This is a genomic window from Pseudoxanthomonas sp., assembly GCF_051953815.1.
In the GTDB taxonomy this organism is placed as follows: Bacteria; Pseudomonadota; Gammaproteobacteria; order Xanthomonadales; family Xanthomonadaceae; genus Pseudoxanthomonas_A.
In genome coordinates this window covers 218798-233861 of the sequence record NZ_JBQCIJ010000039.1, presented here as the reverse complement: position 1 = coordinate 233861, position 15064 = coordinate 218798, and the positions used below count along the sequence as shown (strand labels likewise).

At 68.7% G+C, this 15064-nt stretch carries 8 protein-coding genes; 6 read left to right on the top strand and 2 right to left on the bottom strand.

Going from position 1 to position 15064, the window contains the following annotated elements; genetic code table 11:
- Window positions 1-81 precede the first annotated feature (81 nt).
- From glyS to ACTHN1_RS12255, 6 genes are all read left to right on the top strand, one after another.
- Window positions 82-2157 carry a glycine--tRNA ligase subunit beta gene (gene glyS, locus ACTHN1_RS12280; RefSeq protein WP_440471222.1) on the top strand — a complete coding sequence of 692 codons (2076 nt, stop codon included), beginning with the start codon at window positions 82-84 and terminating at the stop codon, window positions 2155-2157.
- A gap of 219 nt (window positions 2158-2376) precedes the next feature.
- The gene (locus tag ACTHN1_RS12275; protein WP_440471221.1) at window positions 2377-4161 is read left to right on the top strand and encodes an autotransporter assembly complex protein TamA; all 1785 of its coding nucleotides are present in this window, start codon (window positions 2377-2379) and stop codon (window positions 4159-4161) included.
- A gap of 77 nt (window positions 4162-4238) precedes the next feature.
- Window positions 4239-7961, top strand: coding sequence for a translocation/assembly module TamB domain-containing protein (locus tag ACTHN1_RS12270; protein ID WP_440471241.1), 3723 nt, complete (start codon window positions 4239-4241; stop codon window positions 7959-7961).
- Between the two features lie 35 nt (window positions 7962-7996).
- Window positions 7997-8701 (top strand): SIMPL domain-containing protein, encoded by a 705-nt coding sequence (locus ACTHN1_RS12265; RefSeq protein ID WP_440471220.1) that lies wholly within the window; start codon window positions 7997-7999, stop codon window positions 8699-8701.
- 5 nt (window positions 8702-8706) lie between these two features.
- Window positions 8707-9792, top strand: a complete 1086-nt coding sequence (locus ACTHN1_RS12260; RefSeq protein WP_440471219.1) for a winged helix DNA-binding domain-containing protein — start codon at window positions 8707-8709, stop codon at window positions 9790-9792.
- Window positions 9793-9900: 108 nt separating this feature from the next.
- Window positions 9901-12063: a S46 family peptidase gene (locus ACTHN1_RS12255; RefSeq protein ID WP_440471218.1), complete on the top strand. Its 2163-nt coding sequence runs from the start codon at window positions 9901-9903 to the stop codon at window positions 12061-12063.
- 82 nt (window positions 12064-12145) lie between these two features.
- On the opposite strand, the gene ACTHN1_RS12250 is transcribed toward ACTHN1_RS12255, so the two are convergent.
- Complete coding sequence (locus tag ACTHN1_RS12250) at window positions 12146-12976, bottom strand: nucleotidyltransferase domain-containing protein (protein ID WP_440471217.1); 831 nt, start codon at window positions 12974-12976, stop codon at window positions 12146-12148.
- A gap of 43 nt (window positions 12977-13019) precedes the next feature.
- Window positions 13020-14909 (bottom strand): tRNA uridine-5-carboxymethylaminomethyl(34) synthesis enzyme MnmG, encoded by a 1890-nt coding sequence (gene mnmG, locus ACTHN1_RS12245; RefSeq protein WP_440471216.1) that lies wholly within the window; start codon window positions 14907-14909, stop codon window positions 13020-13022.
- Window positions 14910-15064: the final 155 nt, after the last annotated feature.

Here is a 15064-nt window from a genome sequence, read left to right as displayed (position 1 = left end):
GCCCGCAGGGCGGATGGGGGCAAGCCCCGTGCCCTACCCACCGCTTCCAAGCGGGACAGGCAAGACACCAGGTTGCACGACATGAGCGAACAAAAATCCCTGCTGATCGAACTCGGGACCGAGGAACTGCCGGTCAAGGCGCTGCCCGGACTGGCCCAGGCCTTCTTCGACGGCGTGATCGCCGCGCTGGAAAAGCGCGGCGTCGACTTCCAGCGCGGCGACGCCAAGCCGCTGTACACGCCGCGCCGCCTGGCCGTGCTGCTGCCGGGCGTGGCGGTGGAGCAGCCGGAACAGAGGTCGGAAGTGCTGGGGCCTTACCTCAACATCGCGCTGGACGCCAACGGCGAACCGACCAAGGCGCTGCAGGGCTTCGCCGCCAAGGCCGGCATCGACTGGACCCAACTGGAGCGCACCACCGACGGCAAGGGCGAGCGCTTCGTCCATCGCGCGATCAAGCCCGGCGCCAGAACCGCCAGCCTGTTGCCGGACATCGTGCGCGAAGCCATCGCCGGCATGCCCATTCCCAAGCCGATGCGCTGGGGCGATCACGACTACGCGTTCGCGCGGCCGGTGCACTGGCTGGTGCTGCTGCTGGGCGGGGACGTCGTCGACGCGGAAGTGCTGGGCGTCAAGGCCGACCGCATGAGCCGCGGCCATCGCTTCGAGCATGACAAGCCGGTCTGGATCGGCCAGCCGGGCGACTACGTCGATTCGCTGCGCGCGGCCAGGGTGCTGGTGGATGCCGACGAACGCCGCCGCCGCATCGTGGGCGCGGTCAACCAGGCCGCGGGTGACGCCAACGGCGTCGCCCGCGTCACCGACGACAACCTGGAGCAGGTGGTCTGCCTGACCGAATGGCCGGCCGCGGTGCTGTGCGGTTTCGAGCCGGCGTTCCTGGCGGTTCCGCAGGAAGCGCTGATCGAGACGATGGAGATCAACCAGAAGTTCTTCCCGGTGCTGGACGACGCCGGCAAGCTGACCGAGCACTTCATCGGCATCGCCAACATCGAGTCGCAGAACGTGGTCGAAGTCCGCAAGGGCTACGAGCGCGTCATCCGCCCGCGCTTCTCCGACGCCAAATTCTTCTTCGACGAGGATCTCAAGCAGGGCCTGCTGTCGATGGGCGACGGCCTGACGTCGGTCACCTACCAGGCCAAGCTGGGCAGCGTCGCGGACAAGGTCGCGCGCGTGGCCGCGCTGGCCGGGCTGATCGCGCCGCAGGCCGGCGCCGAACCCGCCGAGGCGCGCCGCGCCGCGCAACTGTCCAAGAACGACCTGCAGTCGCGCATGGTCAACGAGTTTCCGGAACTGCAGGGCATCGCCGGCCGCCACTACGCGGTGGCCGCGGGCGAACCGAAGGACATCGCGCTGGCCATCGACGAGGCTTACCAGCCGCGCTTCGCCGGCGACGACATCGCGCTCTCGCCGCTGGGCAAGGTGCTGGCCATCGCCGAGCGCCTGGACACCCTGGCCGGCGGTTTCGCCGCGGGCCTGAAGCCGACCGGCAACAAGGATCCCTTCGCCCTGCGCCGCAATGCGCTGGGCCTGGCGCGCACGGTGATCGAATCGGGCTTCAACCTGGATCTGCCCGCCCTGCTCACCCATGCCAACACCGCGTTGGCCGCGCGTGGCGTGCAGGCCGACACGGGCGAGCTCTACGACTTCATCCTCGATCGCCTGCGCGGCTACTACGCCGACAAGGGCGTGCCCGCCGCGCATTTCAACGCGGTCGCCGAACTGAAGCCGGCCTCGCTGTACGACTTCGACACCCGCCTGGACGCCATCGGCACCTTCGCCAGCCTGCCGGAAGCCGAAGCGCTGGCCGCGGCCAACAAGCGCATCAACAACATCCTGAAGAAGGCCGACATCGCGATTCCGGCGATGGAGGATCGCGCCCTGTTGAGCGAACCGGCCGAAAGCGCGCTCGCCGAAGCGGTGGAAGCCGCGCTCGGCGACACCGACGATGCCCTGCATCACCACGACTACGTCAGCGTGCTGAACCGGCTGGCCCGCCTGCGTCCGCAGGTCGATGCGTTCTTCGACAACGTGATGGTCAACGCGGACGACCCGGCCATCCGCGCCAACCGGCTGGCCCTGCTCAAGCGCCTGGCCGATCGCTTCCGCGCGGTCGCCGCGATCGAACATCTCTCGACCTGATCCGATGGCCTCCCCGCGCCCGCGGGGAGGCCGGCATCACCCGCCGCGCAGGAGCGGGCTCGATGCAAGCCGCCGTGGCGGCGCTTTCCTGATTCACGGCCGTCGTCCCGCGCGACCGGCGCCATCATTCAGCATCGGCCCGGACCATCGCACCCAGGTCCGAACACGCCCCTCATGTTCCTTTAACTCCAGAATCCCTTCGCCGGTTATCCTGCCCGCATGCGACGAACCGCCCCCCTTGCCACCTTGATCGTCCTGCTCGCCGCCAGCGGCTCCGCCTGGGCCGCGGCCACCATCGAGAAGGTCCGCATCGAGGGGATCGAGGACGAGGCGATGGTCGAGAACATCAACGTCGCCCTGTCGCTGAACGACACGATCGGCAAACGCCTGGGCGAATCGCGGCTGGAATACCTGCTGGGCGAAGCGGCGGCGCAGGCGCGCGAAGCGCTGGAACCCTTCGGCTACTACTCGGCCGACGTCCAGGTGCAGGCCAACCGTACCGGCGACGCCGAAAACGAACGGGTGGAAGTGGTCATCCGCGTGTCCAAGGGCGAGCCGGTGCGGGTGCGGCGTTCGAGCCTGAGCATCGAGGGCGAAGGCGGCGGCGATCGCTACCTGAAGGAAGACCTGGCCGCGTTCGCGCCGCGCACCGGCGAGATCTTCGACCACACCACCTACGAGGCCAGCAAGCTCAAGATCGTGCGGCGCCTGGCGGATCGCGGCTATTTCGACGCCGACTTCACCCAGCGCCGCGTCGAAGTCACCCGCGCCGAGCATGCCGCCGACATCGATCTGGCCTGGGTCAGCGGCATCCGCTACGACATGGGCCCCACCACCTTCCACCAGACCAAGTTCGAGCCCGGCCTGCTGGACAAGCTGGTGTACTGGGACGAAGGCAGCTACTTCCACCAGGGCAAGCTGGATCGCCTGCGCGAATCGCTGGTGGGGCTGGACTACTTCAGCAACATCGACATCCAGGCCAATCCCGACAAGGCGGTGGACGGACGCGTGCCTATCGACGTCAACCTCAGCCTCGCCAAGCGGACCATCTACACCGCCGGCGTGAGCTACGGTTCCGAGAGCGGCGCCGGTATCCGCATGGGCGTGGATCGACGCTACCTCAATTCGCGCGGGCACAAGCTGTCGACGCAGCTGGACTACGCGCAGAACCGCAAGACCCTGCTCACCCAGTACCGCATTCCCGCCTTCAAGTGGCTGGACGGCTGGTACACCCTCGCCGTGCAGGCCAGCGACGAGCAGACCGACTACATCGATCTGCGCCACATCGAATTCATCGGCAGCCGCAGCGGCCAGATCAACGAGGACTGGACCGCGGTCGCCTCGATCCACGCGCTGCGCGAGCGCTGGGCCTACTACGAGGACGAGGACGGCAACGAGCTGGATTCGCCCGAATACCGCTACGCCACCTTCACCTATCCCTCGCTGCAGGCCGACTACCTCAATGCGCCGGTGGGTTCCAACCGGCCCGATCGGCTGGCCGGTTCGGTGCTGCTGCGCGGCGGCGTGGAAGGCGCCGGTTCCGACGCCAGTTTCCTGCAGGCGCACATCCGCGCGCGCTGGTCGCGCGAGTACGGCCGCAACAGCGCGCTGATCTTCCGCGGCGAATACGGCCACACCTTCACCAGCAGCCTGGTCGGCATGCCGCCCTCGCTGCGCTTCTTCGCCGGTGGTGACCGCAGCATCCGCGGCTACGCCTGGCGCGAGGTCGGCCCGCGCATCGGCAAGTACGCATTGGGCGCCAAGAACGTGGTCACCGCCAGCGCCGAGTACGAGTACTACCCCGGCGGCGGCCCGTGGGGCGGCGCGGTGTTCGTCGACACCGGCAGCGCCTTCGACGGCGGCATGCCGGACCTGAGCACCGGCGTGGGCATCGGCTTCCGCTGGCGTTCGCCGATCGGCCCGGTGCGGCTGGATCTGGCGCACGGCCTGAACGATCCCGATTCGCAGTTCCAGATCTACCTCAACATCGGAACCGACCTGTGAGCCGGCCTGCCGACGACATCACCCCGGAAGAACGCGAGGCGCGCATCGCCGAACTGCGCGCGCGCCGCCGCGCCCGCATGCGGGTGCTGGCCATCCGCAGCGCGATCGGCACCGGCGTGCTGGTGCTGCTGCTGTGCTTCGGCCTGTACTGGCTGCTGCAGACCGTGGCCGGCCGCGACGTGCTGCTGGCGCAGGTGGTGGCGCGCCTGCCCGCCAATTCCTCGCTGACCTGGAAGCAGGTGGAAGGACCGCTGGCCGGCCCGCTGACCCTGCACGGCGTGGATTTCCGCTGGGACAAGATCCACTTCACCGCCGAGCGCGTGTACCTGGATCCGGATCTGCGTCCGCTGCTGGGCAAGCGTCTGCGCCTGGACGCGCTGGAAATCCGCAACGCCACCCTCGATGTGCCGGAAAGCGACGAGCCATTCGAACTGCCGCGCTGGCCCGAATCGCTGCCGCAGATCCAGATGCCGCTGGCGATCCAGGCCGACACCCTGGTCATCGACGGCTTCGCCATCTCGCAGGCCGGCAAGCCGGTGATCGACATCCATCGCGGACGCGGCGGCATCGACATCGGCAACGGCTATTTCCTGGCCGAGAAACTCGCCATCGACACCGATCGCGGCCGCTTCAACGCCAACGGCGGCTACGCGCCGGGCAAGCGCTATCGCACCGACCTGGTCGTCACCGGCGTGTTCCCGGCGCCGGCGGGCAAGGCGCCGGCGCGGCTGGGCCTGGTCGCGCGCGGCGACATCGACCAGATGGAGATGGCGCTGGCCGGCAACGCGCCGGCGCCGGTGCGGGTGCTGCTCACCCTGCGCGGCGCCGAGAATCCGACCTGGCATTTCACCGGCAAGACCGAGCGGCTGGATCTGGCGGCGCTGGCGGTCACCGAGGACACCCTGCCGCTGGCTTTCGATCTGAAGGCCGACGGCGCGGGCGGCAAGGCGACCCTGCGGGGCACCCTCGTCCAGGATCAGATCACGCTGGTGATCGATCCTTCGCAGGTGGCCATCGCCGACGAGGTGCTGACGGTCGAACCGCTGGTGGTGCGCGCGTTCGAAGGCATCACCACGCTGCGGGGGCGCGCCGATTTCAAGGACCCGGCCAACCCGGTGTTCCGCTTCGCGGTCAATGCGCGTGGCCTGCGCTGGGGCGACAGCGCCGACACCGCCATCGGCGCCAGCGCCGATCTCGGCGTGGCCGGCCACCTGAAGCAATGGGCGGCGGTCGGCAAGGCCGACTTCATCCGCGCCGGCGAGAAGGCGCAGGTGCAGTTCGATGCCGCCGGAGACGACCAGCGCGCCACGGTGAAGACGCTGCGCGCACGGATGCCGACCGGGCAACTGGACGCCGGTGGCGAGGTGGCGTGGACGCCCGCGTTGAAGTGGGACATGAAGGCGAAGCTGGCCGGATTCGATCCCGGCTATTTCCTCGCCGACTGGGATGGCAACCTGTCCGGCGAATTCAGCAGCCGGGGCCAGGCGCGCGAGGCCGGCGGTTTCGATGCCACCCTGGCCCTGCCGAAACTCGCGGGCCGCCTGCGCGGCCGGCCGCTGGACGCGCGCGGCACGTTCGCCCTGCACGGCGAGGACGGCGAAGGCCAGCTGGCGATGACGCTCGGCGGCAGCCGCGTGCAGGCCAAGGGCAAGGTCGGCGATCGGCTGGCGGTGGACGCCTCGCTGTCGCCGCTGCACCTGGCGGATCTCTTGCCGACCGGCAGCGGCACCCTGCAGGGAACCATCAAGCTCACCGGCGCGCGCACCGCGCCGGACATCGAAGCCGATCTGGGTGGCAGCCAGCTGCGCTGGAACGACTGGAGCGCCGACACCGTGAGCCTGCGCGGGCGCCTGCCCTGGCGCAGCGGCAACGGCGAACTGGCGGTGCGCGCCAGCGCGGTCAACGTCGGCATGGTGCTGGATCAACTGCGTCTGGATGCGCGTGGCGCGGTGGAGGATCTGCGGATCGATGGCGACGCGCGCAATCCGATGGGCGCGATCGCGCTGGCCGGCAGCGCCCAGCGGCGCGGCGACAACTGGCAGGGCGCGCTGGACGCCCTGCGCATCGCGCCGTCCAAGGGCAGCGCATGGCAGTTGCAGCAGCCGGCCCGTTTCGCCCAGCGCGGCGCCAACTGGACGTTGACCAGCACCTGCCTGGCCTCGAACGACGGCGGCGCGCTGTGCGCCGAAGCCGACTGGCCGCGCCAGGGCCTGAGCCTGCATTCGGATTCGCTGCCGTTGACGCTGGTGCATCCATGGCTGCCGCAGAACAGCGGCCGTCCGTTGATCCTGCGCGGCAACCTCGCGCTCGACGCCAGCCTGCGTCCGCGCGGCAACGCTTGGGAAGGCAAGGTCCATCTGGCCTCGCTGGAAGGCGGCATGAAGCTGGGCAACAACGCCCGTGGCGAACTGATCAGCTACGACAACTTCACCTTCGACGCCGATTTCAATCCGCAGCGCATCCAGGCCCGCCTGGGCAGCGGCTTCAAGGGCAACGGTTACGTCGACGCCACGGTCAACACCGGTTGGGACGAATTCTCGCCGCTGCGCGGCGATCTGTACTTCCACAACTCGCGCCTGTTCTGGCTGGAACTGTTCTCGCCGGATCTGGTGCGTCCGCGCGGCAAACTGGCCGGCCACATCGGCCTGGCCGGCACCCGCGGCCGCCCGGCGCTCACCGGCGAGGCGGATCTCACCGAGTTCACCGGCGAACTGCCCGCGCTCGGCATCACCCTCACCGACGGCACCGCGCGCCTGGTCGCGCTGGCCGACGGCAGCGCGCGCATCGACGGCAGCGTCAAGTCCGGCGAGGGCGTGCTGCGGGTCGACGGCAGCCTGGGCTGGAACAACGACACCACGCCATTGCAGTTCAACGTGCGCGGCGACAACGTGCTGGTGTCCGACACCAGCGACCTGCGCGCCATCGCCTCGCCCAACGTGCAGGTCGGTTTCGCCGACAACACCATCCAGGTGCGCGGCGAGGTCACGGTGCCTTCGGCCAGCATCGACGTCGAGAAACTCGACGACGGCGTATCCGCTTCCGAGGACGTGGTGGTGCTGGATCCGGCGGATCCGGAACGCACCCCGAGCTCGCGGCTGGATCTGGATCTGGGCATCACCCTCGGCGATCAGGTCGCGCTGAAGGGCTACGGCCTGGAAGGCTCCCTGAGCGGCAACATGCGGGTGCGATCGCGCCTGGGCCGCGAAATGGTCGCGACCGGCCGCCTCGACGTGGACGGCCGTTACGAAGCCTATGGCCAGAAGCTGAAGATCACCCGCGGCGAGCTGACCTGGAGCAACAATGCGGTCAGTGATCCGCGCATCAACATCCGCGCCGAACGCGAGGTGATCAGCGCCGGCGTCACCGCCGGCATCGACGTCACCGGACGCGCGAGCCAGCCGCGCGCCAAGGTGTGGTCGGATCCGGCCACCTCCGAATCCGAGGCGCTGGCCTACCTGGTGCTGGGCCGTTCGCTCAACAGCGCCAGCAGCGACGAAAGCCAGCGCATCAACGCCGCCTCCTCGGCGCTGTCGGCCGGCGCCGGCCTGCTGGCCTCGCAGCTGGGCGCCAAGATCGGCCTGGACGATGCCGGGGTGCTGGAATCTCGCACGCTGGGCGGCTCGGTGTTCGGCGTCGGCAAGTACCTCTCGCCGCGGCTGTATGTCAGCTACGGCGTGTCGATGGTCGGCTCCGGTTCGGCGGTCACCCTGAAGTACCTGCTGCGCAAGGGCTTCGACATCGAAATCGAATCCAGCACGATCGAGAGCCGTGGCTCGATCAACTGGCGCAAGGAAAAGTAGAACGGGTCCATCACTTCGCTGGAAAAGGAGATTTCATGCGTCAGGTTCTTCTCGCCCTGCTTTTCGTGCTGGCGGGTCCCGCGTTCGCCGGCACGCCGCTTCCCGATGCGCCGCATATCGTGGTGTCGGGCGAAGGCAAGGTCACCACCAAGCCGGACAGCGCGCGCCTGAGCTTCGCGTTCGAGTCCCGCGCCGCGCAGCCGCTGCCGGCCAAGAAAGCCGTGGACCAGGGCGTCAACCGGTTGCTGGAAGCGCTTTCCCGCTTCGACATCGCGGACGAGGACATCGAAGCGGGCAGCCTGCAGGCCTCCGAGGATGTCGACTACACCGATTCGGGCAGGCGGGTTTCCAATGGCTATGAAGCCAGCCGGAAGGTGACCGTGCTGCTGAAGCAGATCGATCGGCTCAACGATTTGATCGACACGGGCCTCGCCTCGGGCGCCACCGGCTTCAGTAATCTCGAGTTCGAATCCACGCGCGCCACCGAACTCCGCGCCGAGGCCAAGCGCAAGGCGATCCAGCAGGCGCGTGGGCAGGCGAACGACACCGCCGGCGCCTTCGGCGCGGCGCTCGGACCGATCTACAGCATCGACAGCGTCACCTCGCAGGTGGAGTTCAGGTACAGCCGCCAAACGCTGGACTCGGTCACCGTCACCGGGAGTGCCGCCGCCGGACGCTACATACAACCCACGGTGGAATACGTGGAGAACGTCAGGGCCGTGTTCGAGCTCAAGCGCTGAGCACCATGGACAGCGCTTCCGGCATTGCCGCGCAACGCCTCCACCGGCAGGGCATCAGCGCTCCGCTGGGCGACGATCCCGCCGCCACCGTCCGCCACCTGCTGGCGGTGCAGGCGCAGGATTACTACGGGTCGCTGTGGGCGGTGGGCCTGCGCACGGCGGGCACGCGCGAGGCCGATGTCGAACAGGCCATCGCCGATCGCCGCATCGTGCGCACCTGGCCGATGCGCGGGACGCTGCACCTGGTGGCGCCGGAGGATGCGCGCTGGATGGTGGCGTTGATGGCCAGCCGCGCGCTCGGCCGCGATCGCGCGCGGCAGGAGCGCGACTTCGGCCTGGATGCGCGCACCACCGGCCGCTGCGCCGAGGTGGTCACGCGCCTGCTCGAAGGTGGCCGACGGATGACCCGGAACGCGCTCTACGAGGCGCTGGCCGAACGCGGGATCGACACCGAAGGTCCGCGCGGCCTGCATATCCTGGGCCGGCTCGCCCACGAGGGGCTGATCTGCCAGGGCCCGCGCGAAGGCAAGCAGCCGACCTTCGTGTTGCTGGAGGAATGGGTGCCCCCCGCGCAACCGCGTGACCGCGACGACGCGCTGGCCGAGCTGGCGCGGCGCTATTTCAGCGGCCATGGCCCGGCGACCGTGCACGATCTCGCCTGGTGGTCCGGCCTGACCCTGCGCGATGCGCAGGCGGCGGTGGAACTCGCGAAACCGACGCTGGCGCAACGGGATCACGACGGCGCGCGGTACTGGTTCGTCGAATCCGCCGAAGCTTCCACGCCCGCGGCGCAGAGCGTCCACCTGCTGCCTCCCTTCGACGAATACCTGGTTGGCTACAAGGACCGCAGCGCCATGCTGGATGCCGCCCACAACCGCCAGGTGATCGGCATCAACGGCCTGGTCAGTCCGAGCGTGGTGGTCGACGGACGCGTCGGCGCGCTGTGGAAACGCACGCTGGGCCGGCAAGGCACCACACTCGCGCTGACGCCGCTGCGTCCCCTGCGCAAGCGCGACCAGAGCGTGCTCGCCCGGGCCGCCGCCCGCTACGGCGAATTCATCGGCCTGCCGGTGGCGTTCGACGCCGAGTGAAGCCTGCCCGGCGGCGGCTGGATCCCGGAAAAAAACCCCTCCGCAATTGCCCTGCACGGCATGGGCCGCTATCGTCGCAGGCTGTCTTTTTGCCTAGGAATCCCGCCGATGAGCGCACGCACGCCCTTCACCGCCCTGGCCCTGGGCATCGCCCTGGCCCTGCCGGCGCAGGCCAACGAGGGCATGTGGATGCCTTCGCAGCTGCCGCAACTGGCCGGCCCGTTGCGCCAGGCCGGATTCGAGGGTGATCCGGCGGCACTGGCGGATCTGACCCGGCCGCCGTTGAACGCGGTGGTCAAGGTGGGAGGCGCCACCGGCGCGTTCGTCTCCGCCGACGGCCTGGTGCTGACCAACCACCACGTGGCCTATGGGGTGATCCAGTACAACTCCAAGCCGGAGAAGAACCTGATCGACGAAGGCTATACCGCCGCCGATCGCGGCGCGGAACTGCCGGCCAATCCCGACTACCGGGTGCTGGTGACCGTGGGTTTCGACCGCGTCACCGATGAGGTGCTCAAGGCCGCCAACGGCAAGACCGGGCGCGAGTATTACGACGCGGTCGATCGCGCCAGCAAGCGCATCGTCGGCGAATGCGAGCAGGAGGCGGGCATGCGCTGCAGCGTCGCCACCATGTACTACGGCGCCGACTTCTACCGCATCAAGCAGCTGGAACTGCGCGACATCCGCCTGGTCTACGCGCCGCCGCGCGCGATCGGCAATTACGGCGACGAGATCGACAACTTCATGTGGCCGCGCCACACCGGCGACTTCACCCTGCTGCGCGCCTACGTCGGCAAGGATGGCAAGCCGGCGGCGTACAGCCCGGACAACGTGCCCTACCGCGCGCCCGCGCATCTCCAGATCGCGCTCGACGGGCCGAAGGAAGGCGATTTCGCGATGCTGGCCGGCTATCCGGGCATCACCTATCGCCATCGCTTCGCCAGCGAATTCAAGGACCGCATCGAATGGGGCCTGCCGGCCAATGTCGAGGTGCTGGACGCGTTGATCGACATCGTCCAGCGGCGCGGCAAGGCGGATCCGGCGGCCGGGGTGAAGTACGCCAGCCAGCTGTCCGGCCTGAAGAACAGCAGCAAGCGCTTCAGCGGCGAGCTGGAAGGGCTGCGCCGCAGCAACGCCATCCAGGTACGCGCCGACGCGGAGCGGGCGATGTACGCGTGGCTGGCCAAATCGGGCGATGGCGCGCAGGCGCTGCGGGCGCGCATCGACCAGGCCCAGGCCCTGCTGGATCAGGGCAGCGCGATGCGCGAGCGCGACCTGCTGGTCGGCATGATCGAGGGTCGCACCCAGCTGCTGCGCAGCGCGCTCTCCCTGCAGCGGCTGGCGCTGGAACGCGGCAAGGCCGATGCCGAACGCGAGAGCGGCTACCAGGAGCGCGACCTCGCCCTCATCGAAGGCCTGCTGAAGCAGGTGCAGCGCCGCTACGACGCCGGCATGGAGCGGGCATTCCTGACCGAACTGGTCGGACGCTACCAGAAGCTGCCCGACGCGCAGCGCCTGCCGGAGTTCGACGCCGCCTTCGGCCGCGACGCGGCCAGCCTGGAAGCGACCCTGGCGCGCGTCTACGGCGGCACCGGACTGGGTGACGAAGCGACCCGCGTGGGGCTGCTCAAGGCCGACGCCACCGCCATCACCGGCTCGCCGGATCCGCTGCTGAAGCTGGCCGCGCAACTGCAGCCCGCCCTGCTGCGCCTGGAGAACGAACGCAAGCAACGCGACGGCGACCTGCTGCGCCTGCGCCCGGCCTACATGCAGGCGCTCACCGGCTGGTATCGCAGCCAGGGACGTTCGGTCTATCCCGACGCCAACAGCACCCTGCGGGTCAGCTACGGCAAGGTCGAGTCGCTGCATCCGCGCGACAGCGTGACCTATTCGCCGGTGACCACGGTGGCCGGCATCGTCGAGAAGAACACCAACACGGTGCCGTTCGACGCGCCCAAGCCACTGCTGGCGGCGATCGCGAAGGGCGATTTCGGCAGCACCGCCGATCCCGCCCTGAAAACCCAGACCGTCAACTTCCTGACCAACCTGGACACCACCGGCGGCAATTCGGGCTCGCCGGTGCTCAACGCGCGCGGCCAGCTGATTGGCCTGAATTTCGACAGCAACTGGGAATCGGTCAGTGCCAGCTGGATGTTCGACCCGCGCTACAAGCGCGCCGTGCACGTGGACATGCGCTACATGCGCTGGCTGATGGCCAAGGTCCAGCCGGCTCCGCACTTGCTGAAGGAAATGGGTCTGCCGGCGGAGTAAGTCCGTTTCGACCGCGCCGGTGCGGCACCGGCGCGGTCGTCAGAAGGCGCCCCGGCTGCGAACGCCCTGACGCATCCGTCAACTAGCGTGCGGAGAAACCGATGGCCTCGCGGAAGAACGCGTCGAGCGCCCCTTCCTCCGCTTCGCGTACGGGCAGATGCACGGTTTCCCGTGCCATCCGTTCAAGCTGCATCTCGATGAAATCGCTGACGACCGGAATGCGCGGACCATCGGCGACCTCGCCACTGGCCCGCTTCACCACCAACAGCGCATCGATGGCCTCGCGCACCGGGCCGTTCGGCAGCCGCTTGTCCAGCAGTGCCTCGAATGCCATCGGCGGCGGTTGATCGGACGTTTCGATCCACAGGCAGGCCAGGACCGGGCGCAGGGCATACAGGTATTTCTTGGTCCGGACGCGCTCGCCACCCAAGTGACCACGAAAGGTGGTCTTCGCCATGCTGTGATAGTGATGCCAGGCGGCCAACCGCGAGTAATGCCTTTCCGTCAGATCGCGGAGCCCTGCGGTGATCGCGGGCTCCTCGCGATAGACGATCGGCGAACGCAGCCACTCGGACAGCGTGGGATTGCATTTGGACAACAGGCGCAGCGCCTTGCGCAGATCCCAACCGCTGACATCCAGTTCGTCGTCTATCGGCAGCTCGATCACGTCCCGTTGCGGGGCACCCGGTCGCGTCCGCTCATTGACGCTCAGATACCACGCCGTGTCGTGCACGTAGATGAAACGCGCGTCGTAATCGCTGTCCGGCGATGAGAAGCCCCAGCCGCGGCTGCCGGATTCGCAGGCAAACACGATGCGTACCGCGTGCCTGCGCTCGATGTCGGCCAGCGCGGCCAGGATGGCGGCGCGCTTCTCCGGCGCGATGGGATGGATATCCGTTTCCAGTTGCGTCACGTGGTTCCCTGTTCGATGCCCGCTTGCAATCAAGCCAGGCGCATCATGCCACCTGCGCGCGCCGCGCGCGGGTGAGATGGACCAGCAGCAGCGAGATCGCGGCCGGGGTCATGCCCGGGATGCGCTGGGCCTGGCCGACGGTCTGCGGTTGCACGCGGGCCAGTTTCTGCTGCACTTCGGCCGACAGGCCGTGCACGCCGGCGAAATCGAAACCCTGCGGAATCGGCGTCGCCTCGTTGCGCTGCTGGCGCTCGATTTCCTCGCGCTGGCGGTCCAGATAGCCGGCGTACTTCACGCCGATCTCCACCTGCTCGGCGACCTTGGCGTCTTCCACCGCCGGACCCAGCGCCGGCACCCGCATCAGCCGGGCGTAGTCCAGCTCCGGACGCTTGATCAGATCCAGCGCATTGGTCTCGCGGCTGACCGCCACGCCCAGCACGCTCTCCAGCTCGCGACCCAGCGCGTTGCTGGGCGTGGCCCACAGCGCGCGCAGGCGCGCGGTCTCGCGTTGCACCGCTTCCTGCTTGGCGCTGAAGCGCGCCCAGCGCGCGTCGTCGACCAGTCCCAGTTCGCGGCCGATGCCGGTCAGGCGCTGGTCCGCGTTGTCCTCGCGCAGCTGCAACCGGTATTCGGCGCGGCTGGTGAACATCCGGTAGGGCTCGTTGGTGCCGTGGGTGATCAGATCGTCGATCAGCACGCCGATGTAGGCTTCGTCGCGACGCGGCGACCACGCATCCTTCTGCTGCACGAAGCGGGCCGCGTTGAGGCCGGCGACCAGGCCCTGCGCGGCGGCTTCCTCGTAACCGGTGGTGCCGTTGATCTGGCCGGCGAAGAACAGGCCGGCGACCGCCTTGGTCTCCAGCGAGGATTTCAGGCCGCGTGGATCGAAGAAGTCGTATTCGATGGCATAGCCGGCGCGGGTGATGTGGGCCTGCTCGAAGCCGCGGATGCTGCGCACCAGATCCAGCTGCACGTCGAACGGCAGCGAAGTGGAGATGCCGTTGGGATAGATCTCCACCACGTCCAGGCCTTCGGGCTCGACGAAGATCTGGTGGCTGGCCTTCTCGGCGAAACGCACCACCTTGTCCTCGATGGACGGGCAATAGCGCGGACCGATGCCCTCGATCTGGCCGGTGTACAGCGGCGAGCGGTGCAGCGCGTTGCGGATGATCTCGTGGGTGCGATCGCTGGTGTGGGTGATCCAGCAGGACACCTGCGCCGGGTGATCCGCCACGTCGCCGATGAAGGACATCACCGGCATCGGATCGTCGCCCGGCTGCTCCTCCATCACCGAATAGTCGAGTGTGCGGCCGTCGATGCGCGGCGGCGTGCCGGTCTTCAACCGATCCACGACGAAACGTCCTTCGCGCAGCTTGTGCGCCAGCGCGGTGGCCGGCGGATCGCCGGCGCGACCGGCGGCGTACTGGGTCTCGCCGACATGGATCTTGCCGGCCAGGAAGGTGCCGGCGGTCAGCACCACGGCCGGGGCATGGAAACGCAGCCCGGTCTGGGTGACCGCGCCAAGCACGCGCTCGTGCTCGATGATCAGATCGTCCACCGCCGCTTGGAACACGGTCAGGTTGGGCTGCGCCTCGACCGCGCCGCGGATGGCGCGGCGATACAGCGCGCGGTCGGCCTGGCAGCGGGTCGCCCGCACCGCCGGCCCCTTGGACGCGTTGAGGGTGCGCCACTGGATGCCGGCGCGATCGGCAGCCCACGCCATCACCCCGCCCAAGGCATCGATCTCCTTGACCAGATGGCCCTTGCCGATGCCGCCGATGGCCGGATTGCAGCTCATCGCGCCGACGGTTTCGACGTTGTGGGTCAGCAGCAGCGTGCGCGCGCCGGCGCGGGCGGCGGCGAGCGCGGCTTCGGTGCCGGCGTGACCGCCGCCGATGATGATGACGTCGTAACGGTAGAAGTCGTGGTTCATGGTTCGTGTTCAGCCTGGGCGGCCCGCCTTCCCGGAGGAGGCGTCGGGCCGGGTGGTGCCGGATTGGCACGCTTCCTGCGAAATACCCGTGGCACCCGATGTGGCAAGCGACAGGGGCGTGGGCTGGGATTGGAACAGGGGCCAGCCATGCGCAC

What these genes read in the sequence shown, in the direction of transcription:
- ACTHN1_RS12255 (WP_440471218.1), top strand. Translation starts at nt 9,901, where the DNA reads ATGAGCGCACGCACGCCCTTCACCGCCCTGGCCCTGGGCATCGCCCTG.
- glyS (WP_440471222.1), top strand. Translation starts at nt 82, where the DNA reads ATGAGCGAACAAAAATCCCTGCTGATCGAACTCGGGACCGAGGAACTG.
- ACTHN1_RS12270 (WP_440471241.1), top strand. Translation starts at nt 4,239, where the DNA reads ATGCGGGTGCTGGCCATCCGCAGCGCGATCGGCACCGGCGTGCTGGTG.
- ACTHN1_RS12260 (WP_440471219.1), top strand. Translation starts at nt 8,707, where the DNA reads ATGGACAGCGCTTCCGGCATTGCCGCGCAACGCCTCCACCGGCAGGGC.
- ACTHN1_RS12265 (WP_440471220.1), top strand. Translation starts at nt 7,997, where the DNA reads ATGCGTCAGGTTCTTCTCGCCCTGCTTTTCGTGCTGGCGGGTCCCGCG.
- ACTHN1_RS12275 (WP_440471221.1), top strand. Translation starts at nt 2,377, where the DNA reads ATGCGACGAACCGCCCCCCTTGCCACCTTGATCGTCCTGCTCGCCGCC.
- mnmG (WP_440471216.1), bottom strand. Translation starts at nt 14,909, where the DNA reads ATGAACCACGACTTCTACCGTTACGACGTCATCATCATCGGCGGCGGT.